The 2,228-nt window shown below is 67.0% G+C and carries 1 protein-coding gene and 2 pseudogenes; all 3 read right to left on the reverse strand.

Annotation, left to right across the window (positions count from 1 at the left end):
- Positions 1-107 precede the first annotated feature (107 nt).
- Positions 108-418: pseudogene (locus AC27KI_RS23095) on the reverse strand (hypothetical protein).
- A 107-nt stretch (positions 419-525) separates the two neighbouring features.
- On the reverse strand, positions 526-1,647 hold the full coding sequence (locus AC27KI_RS23100; protein WP_284425835.1) for a 3-deoxy-7-phosphoheptulonate synthase: 1,122 nt from the start codon (positions 1,645-1,647) through the stop codon (positions 526-528).
- 258 nt (positions 1,648-1,905) lie between these two features.
- Positions 1,906-2,228, reverse strand: a pseudogene (locus AC27KI_RS23105) (hypothetical protein); the annotation flags it as partial.

Here is a 2,228-nt window from a genome sequence, read left to right on the forward strand (position 1 = left end):
CAAGCTCATCGATTCGCTATCGAAATAATAGCGATATGCCCTAGAAGAATATGCGCTGGAGGCCGATTCGACCGATGGGCGCCAGAAGGCGACCCTCCGCCCCTCGTTCAATACGTCACGGCCATGGCCGGGACATCCACCCGCACGATCGGTCGGGCCAGTGCGGCGCTGGCGGCTTCGGCGAACTGCCGGCCCCATTGCGCGTCGGCCAGCAGCGGGCCCCGGCAGCCTGTGCCACCGTGAGCACCTTGTCGGCCAGCAGCACCTTGCCGCTGGCCCGCAGGGGCTCGCACTCCAGGCTGATGAACGCCTCGTCCAGCCAGCGGCGGGCGTCTTCATTGCTCAAAGGCTGCGAGCCTTCCAGGTCGAAACGGAATTCCTGGCCCGGCGCCAGGGTGATCGAGACTTCTCTGCGCATGGATTGTTTTCCTGGTTGAGGTGGGGCCAAGGGCGGCCACGCAAGCCGATGCCCGCGGCGGGGCCATCGAGCTTACATCGCACGCCGCTGCCCCGGCCCCTGGTTTTTCAGCGGGCGCGGCGGGCGGCCACGGCTGCCGACAGGTCGGCCAGCGCCGACAGCGAATCGTCCCAGCCCAGGCAGGCGTCGGTGATGCTCTTGCCGTACTCCAGGGCGCCCGGCTGGTCCTTGCCCGGCGTGAATTTCTGGGCACCGGCGGTCAGGTGGCTCTCGATCATCACGCCGAACACGCAGCGCGAGCCGCCCGCGATCTGCGCGCCGATCTCGCGCGCCACGTCGCGCTGCTTTTCGTGCTGCTTGCTGCTGTTGGCATGGCTGCAATCCACCATCAGCGTGGCGGGCAGCTTGGCGGCCTCCAGGTCCTGGCAGGCCGCGGCGACGCTGGCCGCGTCGTAGTTGGGCGCTTTGCCGCCGCGCAGGATCACGTGGCAGTCGGGATTGCCCTGCGTGTTGACGATGGCCACCTGCCCGTTCTTGTGCACCGACAGGAAGTGGTGGCCGCGGCTGGCGGACTGGATCGCGTCGGTGGCGATGCGGATGTTGCCGTCCGTGCCGTTCTTGAAGCCGATGGGCGCCGACAGGCCCGAGGCCAGTTCGCGGTGCACCTGGCTTTCGGTGGTGCGCGCGCCGATGGCGCCCCAGCTGATGAGGTCGCCGATGTACTGGGGCGAGATCACGTCCAGGAACTCGCTGCCGGCCGGCACGCCCATGCGGTTGATGTCGATGAGCAGCTGGCGCGCGATGCGCAGGCCTTCGTCGATGCGGTAGCTCTCGTCCAGGTACGGATCGTTGATCAGCCCCTTCCAGCCCACCGTGGTGCGGGGCTTCTCGAAGTACACACGCATCACGATCTCCAGCGTGTCGGCGTACTGCTCGCGCACCGCCTTCAGGCGCCGCGCGTAGTCCAGCGCGGCGGCCGGGTCGTGGATGGAGCAGGGGCCGATCACCACCAGCAGCCGGTCGTCCCGGCCCGCCATGATGTCCTGGATGCCGCGCCGCGTGCGCGTGATCAGGGATTCCACCGCCGTTCCCCGGATGGGGAAGAAGCGGATCAGATGTTCTGGAGGGGGCAACACGGTGATGTCCTTGATACGTTCGTCGTCGGTCTGGCTGGTCTTCTCGACGTCGCGGTACCAGGCATCGCTGGTGGGGTTGGCAGTGGCCGTCATGGTTGCGTCCTCGTGGGTTGGATCGGAAAAAAAGGGGGAGCGGAAAAACAAAAAACCGCCGGGCTTTTCAGCTTCGGCGGTTTCTAGAGGAGGGGGGCTCGGGTGGTTGCGCGCTGACCTCTCATCCGCCTGGGACAGAGAAGTAAAACCAAAAATAAAACGCGCTACGCACTTGCATCGGTGGCAATGTAACACCGATTTTTGCGCCGCAACATCCCCGGCGCGTTGCAGCGCTGCCACAAGCGGGGTGCCGTGCTTTCATCGCCCGCGCCCAGCCCACCAGCGGCGCAGGCGCGCCAGCATCGGGCGCCGCCGGGCCGCGGCGGGCTCCGGCGCAGGCTCGCTGAGCATCGCCCCGCCCTGCTCGTACATGTCGATGACCAGCATTGCCTCGCCCAGGGTGCGCCAGGCCAGGCGCTCGAACGCATCGAAGCAGGCCGGCTCGCTGCGGCTTTGGCGGGTCAGTGCCTGGTGCCAGATCTCGATGGCATCGCGCAGGTCTTTCAGGGCCTGCTGGTAGGCCCCCAGTTCGTAGAGCGCATGCAGGCGGAGCCCACCCGGTGAGAAAGAACTGGTGCTCG

This window comes from Acidovorax sp. KPB24-03, from assembly GCF_057546605.1.

Bases quoted from the DNA above. Each gene is read 5' to 3' on its own strand.
- AC27KI_RS23100 (WP_284425835.1), bottom strand. From the start codon at position 1,647: ATGACGGCCACTGCCAACCCCACCAGCGATGCCTGGTACCGCGACGTC.